The sequence below is a fragment of the uncultured Aggregatibacter sp. genome (assembly GCF_901873365.1).
Taxonomy (GTDB): Bacteria; Pseudomonadota; Gammaproteobacteria; order Enterobacterales; family Pasteurellaceae; genus Aggregatibacter.
Genome location: NZ_CABFLM010000092.1, coordinates 1 through 7,418, shown reverse-complemented (window position 1 = coordinate 7,418; position 7,418 = coordinate 1). Strand labels below are relative to the sequence as shown.

Here is a 7,418-nt window from a genome sequence, read left to right as displayed (position 1 = left end):
CCTGTATACACAATATCATTAGTGCCAAACATTAAAATAGTTTTATCACCTAAGGATTTAATCAAACCTTGATTTAGAATTAGATCAATATATTGTTTAGTAGAAATACCGGCAATGGCTAAATTATTTACTGCAAGATGATTAATCTCTTTAATGTTCCAATAATCTAAAATAGAGTGCCCAATCAAACTGATTTCTTTTGTTTGATTGAAATTCTCTTTCTTAGCAGAAATTATTTTTTTGATAGTTTCTAATAAGGTTTTCTCTTTATTACGTTGTTGAAGAATAAAGTAGAAATATTCAAAATCAAGGCGATCGTCAATATCAACTGAAACTTCTTTATCCATAAAATAGGCAATACATTTCTCTCCATAGAAGTGTTTTTGCTTTAAATAAGCTTGAGGTTTTGCAGAAAAAATTGCCCCATTTGGTGAATATTCTGGATGATATTGCTGACGAGCATAATTAGAGTAATCCAGTTTAAAGTTTTTTAAGCTCTCATCTTCATCAATTTGCCGCGTTAATGTGGTTGGCTTATGAGCGTCAGACACCGAAACCAAGAAATCAAATTTCTCAAAATTTGCTTCAAATTTAGCGTTGGCTTCTTGAATATGCTGTGCCGTTCTTAATGGTGAAGTCGGCTGCAGCAATACAAAATAATCATAATCAACATTACTATACCGATTCAATACATCTTCAATTACGACAAAAGAACTTGCTTTATCCGAAGCCAATTCTGCTGAACGTTTCACAAATTCAATAGGGTAATGCGAGAGTAGATCGATATATTCCTGCGAATCCGTACTAACAATTACTTTCTCAAATTCACCACTCTCTAACGCTGCTTCAATGCTATACGCCATTAAAGGCTTGCCATTAGCGAATAATACATTTTTATTCGGTAAACCTTTTGAGCCCGATCTTGCTGTGATAATTGCAATTTTTTTCATAAATTTGACCGCTCTTTATTCTTGATTTTGGAAGCGACTATCTTGAATAAGTTGATCTTCTTCAAAATCCATTTCTGCTTCTTTACCTAGAAGCTCATACCAAAACATTGGGCTAATACCATTGCCGGGGCGTTTAGTGGTTAAATTCTCTGTCGTATAAATCTCACCTTTTTTAATTGGGCGAGCTGCAATAATGGATTTACGAGCCACAATTTTGTTTTTAGCTTCTGATGCAGTAACCATTTTCTCAGAAGAACCTAATGATTTTTCGACTGCTCGAATTCCTTCGCAAAGCAATTTCAATTCCTCTGGTGTTACTGATGCCTTGTGATCTGGGCCTTCAAAGTTTTTATTTAAGGTAAAATGTTTTTCGATAAAGGTGATACCATAAGGCACCGCAGCTAGTCCCGCAAAATAGCCTGCAGAATGATCAGAAAAACCTAAATTGTAATCAGAGAACAGCTCTTTTAATTGATAAAACGCATTTAAGTTCACATCTTCATAAGGTGTTGGGTATTCAGTATTACAATGAAGAATTGTAATTTCTTTTTTCTGCATACCATTATTTTCTAAAACAGCTAATGCTGCTTTAATTTCTTCAACTGTTGCCATCCCTGTTGAAATAACGACACTTTTCCCTTCAATTGGCAAACGCGCAATTTTTTCTAAATAAGGTAAGTTGGTTAATTCACCTGATGGAATTTTCCATACTTTTTGCTTTTCACCTGCGAGGAAATCAATAGATTCCATATCAAATGGAGTGGAAAATACTTCTAAACCAAGTGAACGAGTGTAAGCTTCTAATTTACGAAATTCATCATAAGGAAGTTCTAATTTTCGTGTCATTTCAAGCTGACTATCTGCGGTACCCGTGGTTACTTTTTGATATTCTGCTTTTGGAGCATATTTTGAAATCAATTTATCTGCTTTAAATGTTTGAAATTTAACTGCATCTACACCACATTCTTTTGCTACATTGACCATTTTCTTTGCCAAAATTGGATCACCATTATGGTTACAACCAATCTCTGCAACAATAAATACTTGATTCATTTTATTCTACTTCCTTAATAAATTTTGCTGGTACGCCAGCAACAACAGTACGAGGTTTAACATTACGGATAACCACCGCTCCAGCACCAACAACGGAACCTTCTCCAATTCTTAACTGCCCCGTAATTACAGAAGAACTCCCAATAAAGCAATAATCTTCTACAATTACATCTCCATTTAATGTACTATTCGTTGAGATATTACTATGGTTACCAATATTACAACCATGCTCAACAAGTGATTTTGTGTTAATTATTACGTTATTACCCACAGTTACACCACTATTGACTATTGCTAGTTTTCCAACAAAAACACCCTTACCTAAAGTAGAATTGCTAGAAACAATGGCCGTATTATCTACTACATTAATAATATCGCATTGATATTCTTCAAGCTTTATAAATTTTTCTAAACGATAAGCATTGTTACCTATGCTAATAAAAAAACTATAATTATCTCTTTCTTTGAATTCATCTATAGTTTTAGCAAGAATTGGATAACCTAAGTGTGTTGTTCCTTTTGGCTTAAAATTATCAATGAATCCACAGAATTCATATTTTGATAAATCTAAAGAATCAAGCACAGATTTTGCATAACCACCTGCGCCAATAAATACAATTTTTTTTCTCATAAACTAATATTTGTCTTGAATAGTTCTGATAAATGATCCCAGCAATATGATCAAAATTGATAAAATTAGACCAACAATAAATCCAATCACTAAAATCAAACCTTTCTTAGGCTTATCCTTCACCACAGGATAATCCGGTGAAGCCTGATAGCTAAATGCATTTGCTTTTGCTTGTTTTGCTTTAATCAATAATGGCTCTAACTCAGAAAGTAAAGAAGAAACTTGATAATACCGTGGTGGATAAACAATACTACTATCTTTTAGTACATCAATTTGTGCTTTTAAGTATTTTTCACCAAGCATAAATAAATAAGTGCTATCACTCAGTTTAGAATCAGAAAGAGGGATCTTAGCCTCAGACATAGTAAGAGCCTGTTGCATTGTACTTTGGCCATTTGTGATACCAAGAGATTTAGCATATTCTGTAATGCCGGCCTCTTTTGCAATTCTCAAGGCATTTTCTAAATTCTCTAATTGAACCGATTTATGAATACTTAAATCACGCTCAAATTTTGTTTTTTCATAATTTAAATCAGTAACCAATTCATTAAAATAAAGTAGAAAATTATCTAATTCTATTTGATAGGCAGATTGATTTATTGTAGAAATAAATTGTGATAACACATTTTGCGCATCAGCCGGTGTCTCAGCATAAAAACTAATTTTATTACCAATTAAATCGGGTTCTTTTTTGCTATCCGGTTTTTTGATCGTGATGTGTTTACTGATTAATTCAGAAAGGATTTGTGCTTTTTCTGTTTCTGATTTACCTTCAACTTTTTTCTTATAAAAGTCAGACTGCACAAAGAATTTTCTTCTTTCATCTAATGACTCAGAAAGTAGATTGAACTGGCTAAATAAATTGCTCGCAGTTGCACCGGCATCAAATTCGCTACCTAAAATACGTGAATATTCTTTACGAACGCTAAAATAATCGCCAAGATCCATGGTTCTTGGTGCGATAACTTCTGCACTTGATGTCCATTGCTCTTTTGCTGTAAACGCATAAACACCGGCAATAGCAGTAAAAATAAAAGAAGAAAGCATAATCCAGAGCTTCTTCTTCCAGAGTATGGTGATGAGTTCAATTAGGTCAATTTCATCATTCTTAAGTGATTTTTCGGTCATTTTCTTACCTTATGTTATTAATACACATATAAATTTTGTGAATTCTATAAGAAAAGTCATCCTAAAACAAATTTTATGTTGAAGCTTTGCACATCCCTCACCACCATTAATTCACCTTCCCTTGGCTTATCGTATCGCTTTCCCAGCCTACATATTCGCCGGAAAATTTTTCCGCCAATCGTTCAAACTGCTCTACATAACGGAAAATATCTTCGTTGTCTAATGTCATTTCCTGTTCGATTTTAACGATATATAACCCTTCGTTGTCATCTTCATCCTCAAAAATCATCGGGGCGCTACTGTAACTTATCGTATTGTAGGAAAGATCGCTCAAATTGACCTCTTCCATAAACTGGAACATTTGTGGTTCTTCTGCGAAGTGGAAGGTATGCTCAACAAGGTAAGTGTCCGCAAGATCTCTGCCGTTTTGTAGCAACATAGACAAAATTTCTTCTGTCATATTGAGTTTCATTTCTAACGGTGATGGCAATAAAAAATCAAAGTAGGTATCCCAATTGGGATCCTCTTGCACTGTAATCTCCTCAATGTCGTCTTTAAATTGGTCAAGTACATCGAAAAGTGCGGTGGTTTCATCACAATAAAAATAAAGCTTTAAATAGCCTTCCGTGAAAATATGCCCAGCATAAAGCAATTCTGGTAACGCCGAAATTTGCACCAAAATTTTGAATAATTCTTTAACCACTCGATGATGTTCATCTAACGTCGGCATCGTATTTTCATCCGTCTCGTAAGGCAATGAAACCTGTACAATTTTATTGTATTTATCAGAGGTAAATTGTTCAAAAATATCTAAATTCACGGTGCAAGAGGCCATATTGCCGTTGATAACCGTACGGTAATTTTGCCAATGTTGTTCAGGATTTTTTAATGGCATTACTTAAACTCCGCCCAAATAGGTGCATGATCTGATGGTTTGTCCATCGCCCGAATATCAAGAGCAATTCCGGCGTCCACGCAATGCGCTACTAATGCTTTATTTGCCAAAATATGGTCAATGCGTAAACCGCGATTATCATCAAATCCTTTGGAGCGGTAATCAAACCACGAGAATTTGTCATTTACTGTCGGATTTAAATAACGGAAGGTGTCTTCCAAGCCATACGTATATAAACGCTGATACCATTCGCGCTCTTCCGGCAAGAAGGAACATTTACCGGTGCGCAACCAACGTTTGCGATTTTCTTCGCCGATACCAATGTCCAAATCAGATGGGCTGATGTTCATATCGCCCATAATGATCACCGGGTTTTGTGCATTGTGATCTTGTTCCAAATAGCGTTGCAAATCCGCATAGAATTTTTGTTTTGCCGGGAATTTGGTTGGATGTTCGCGGCTTTCACCTTGTGGAAAATAGCCGTTAATCACTGTTAATTGCCCAAATGGCGTATCTAAGTCAATCATGATAATGCGTTTTTGGGCTTCTTCATCATCGGTTGGGAAACCTTTTCTCACCAATAACGGCTCCTGTTTACTCAATAAGGCAACGCCATAATGCCCTTTTTGGCCAAAATGATTGACGTGATAGCCAAGATGATCCACCAACTCATAAGGAAAGACTTCATCCGCCACTTTAATCTCTTGCAAGCCGAGGATATCCGGTTGATATTTATCGATGATTTCTTCTAATTGATGTGGTCTTGCTCTTAGTCCGTTGATGTTAAACGACATCACTTTCATATTCATTCCTTATTTAATTGCGTTACTCGCCTACACGTTGCTGAATTCTATCAGCAAACATACCGATACTCACGGCGAAATAATTCGACTTGTTCCAATGCAATAGCGTGCGATAGTTGTTCGACACTAAAAACGCGCGTCCCAATTCACGATCGGGTCTCACCAGCCATAAATCCGTTTGAGAAAGTGCGGTCAGTTTTTGCTGCGTTTCCGGTGTTTGGAATTTCAGGCTGACACCTCGATTTTGCCAATCGGTTAAGCGACGCTGTTTCCCCTCTTCCGTGCCGGAGAGTGCCATATCAATCGGCTGGTTCACCGTGACTTCAACGCCCCAAGGCAAATTTGGGTTCCAGCCCTCGGTGTGTAAATAATTGGCAATAGAGGCAAACACATCATAGTGTTCCGTCCAAATATTTTTCATGCCATCGCCATTTCCATCAGCAGCATAATTCAAATAAGAACTTGGCATGAATTGAGTTTGCCCCATGGCACCTGCCCAAGACCCTAACATTTGGTGCCGTTGGATATGATCCCGTTGTAGCATTTTCATGGCGGCAATAAATTCTTTACTGAATAAGGCTTCGCGACGACCATCAAATGCCAAGGTAGCCAATACGGATAACACGTCATACTTACCTTGATAATGGCCGAAGCTGCTTTCCATCCCCCACAACGCCATCAAATAATTTTTCGGTACGCCAAATCGTCGACTTGCCTTTTCCAGTTGCGGTAGTTGTGCCCAATATTTTGAGACCGCAATATCCACTTTGTTTTGAGTTAACACACGATTTAAGTAATTGGTCGTGCCATTGGGATTGACTACCGGCGGTGCATTAGGATCACGTTTACGAATTCGTCCCGCTTGTTGATCGTCCAAATCCACAGATTTTTGAATGTAGTTAATGTTATTTTGCGCCTTCAATACCGCCTCCGATACGCCTTCTGCGGCGGCTTTACCTTTCAAGAAATTCACATAATCATGAAAGTTTTCTAAGGTACGCGGTTTATTGTAGCTCGCATGAAGATCCACACGATGAATCTCGTTACCCGGCGCAGCAGAAGTGACATCACTTGAACAACCGGCTAAAGAAAGTGCGGTCAAAATGGAAGAGAGTTTTAAAAAGGTTGTCAATTTCATCATATTATTTTCTCAAAAATGTTTGATAAATCCGTTGTAATAAGGCGGTTGGAACTAAGCGGGAACCAAAGCGCAAGGCAAACGTAAACAAGCCGGAAAATACCCCTTGAATACCTAGACGGTATTTCAATTTAAACAAACGCCATTCTGCTTTGGCTTGATTTAAACCACGACGACGCCCAACCATGCCATTGCCCACGCGGGCGTACACCAAAATATCCGGCAAATTCGCCACGTTTTGACCTTGTGCTACAAGCTTAATCCACAGGTAATAATCTTCCTGTAAATCTTCATATCCACCACAATTAATGACCGCACTTTTTTGATACGCCACCGTCATATGATTGAACGGACAACGCTTTTGCGTGAATTTCACAATGTCTTGCGCCGTTGTCGGCACATTGCGATATGCCACGATGTCGTTAACATTGTCACCAAACTCAGCGATCTGCCCACCAAAAATAATCGTATCCGGATGTTGCTCAATAAACGCCACTTGTTTCGCAAAACGTTCAGGCACACAAATATCATCGGTGTCCATACGGAAGACCCAATCGTGAGAACAATGTTTCAATCCTTCATTAAGCGCTTTACCTAAGCCTAAATTTTTTGGCAACTTCACTAAGTTTAAGGGTAATTTGGTTTCAAATTCAGAAACCACGGCTTCCAATTCTGGCGTTACCGCACCATCAAACACCAATACGATCTCATCTGCTGGATGGGTTTGCGCCACAAGGCTTTCAAAACATTCTCTTAAATATTGTGGATTTTCCTTAATGTATAAGGACATTAAAACTGAAAATTTCATATATCTCCGTAG

General features: G+C 37.5%; 8 protein-coding genes. All 8 read right to left on the bottom strand.

Annotated elements, in window-relative coordinates; all coding sequences use genetic code 11:
• Window positions 1-950 (bottom strand): acylneuraminate cytidylyltransferase (locus QZ106_RS08150; protein WP_295976317.1); only part of this gene is annotated, 950 nt, incomplete at its 3' end.
• Window positions 951-965: 15 nt separating this feature from the next.
• Window positions 966-2,003 (bottom strand): N-acetylneuraminate synthase, encoded by a 1,038-nt coding sequence (neuB, locus tag QZ106_RS08145; RefSeq protein WP_295976316.1) that lies wholly within the window; start codon window positions 2,001-2,003, stop codon window positions 966-968.
• 1 nt (window position 2,004) lies between these two features.
• Window positions 2,005-2,634: an acetyltransferase gene (locus QZ106_RS08140; protein ID WP_295976314.1), complete on the bottom strand. Its 630-nt coding sequence runs from the start codon at window positions 2,632-2,634 to the stop codon at window positions 2,005-2,007.
• Window positions 2,635-2,637: 3 nt separating this feature from the next.
• On the bottom strand, window positions 2,638-3,762 hold the full coding sequence (locus QZ106_RS08135) for an LPS O-antigen chain length determinant protein WzzB (protein WP_295976312.1): 1,125 nt from the start codon (window positions 3,760-3,762) through the stop codon (window positions 2,638-2,640).
• A gap of 106 nt (window positions 3,763-3,868) precedes the next feature.
• Complete coding sequence (locus QZ106_RS08130) at window positions 3,869-4,657, bottom strand: TIGR01619 family protein (protein WP_295976310.1); 789 nt, start codon at window positions 4,655-4,657, stop codon at window positions 3,869-3,871.
• A complete protein-coding gene (gene xthA, locus QZ106_RS08125; protein ID WP_295976307.1) occupies window positions 4,657-5,460 on the bottom strand; it encodes an exodeoxyribonuclease III in 804 nt (267 codons plus the stop codon). Before xthA ends, QZ106_RS08130 begins: the two co-directional genes overlap by 1 nt.
• A gap of 22 nt (window positions 5,461-5,482) precedes the next feature.
• Entirely contained in the window at window positions 5,483-6,601 is a 1,119-nt protein-coding gene (locus QZ106_RS08120) for a lytic murein transglycosylase (protein WP_295976306.1), read from the bottom strand.
• A gap of 1 nt (window position 6,602) precedes the next feature.
• Window positions 6,603-7,406, bottom strand: a complete 804-nt coding sequence (locus QZ106_RS08115) for a glycosyltransferase (protein ID WP_295976304.1) — start codon at window positions 7,404-7,406, stop codon at window positions 6,603-6,605.
• Between the last annotated feature and the right edge of the window lie 12 nt (window positions 7,407-7,418).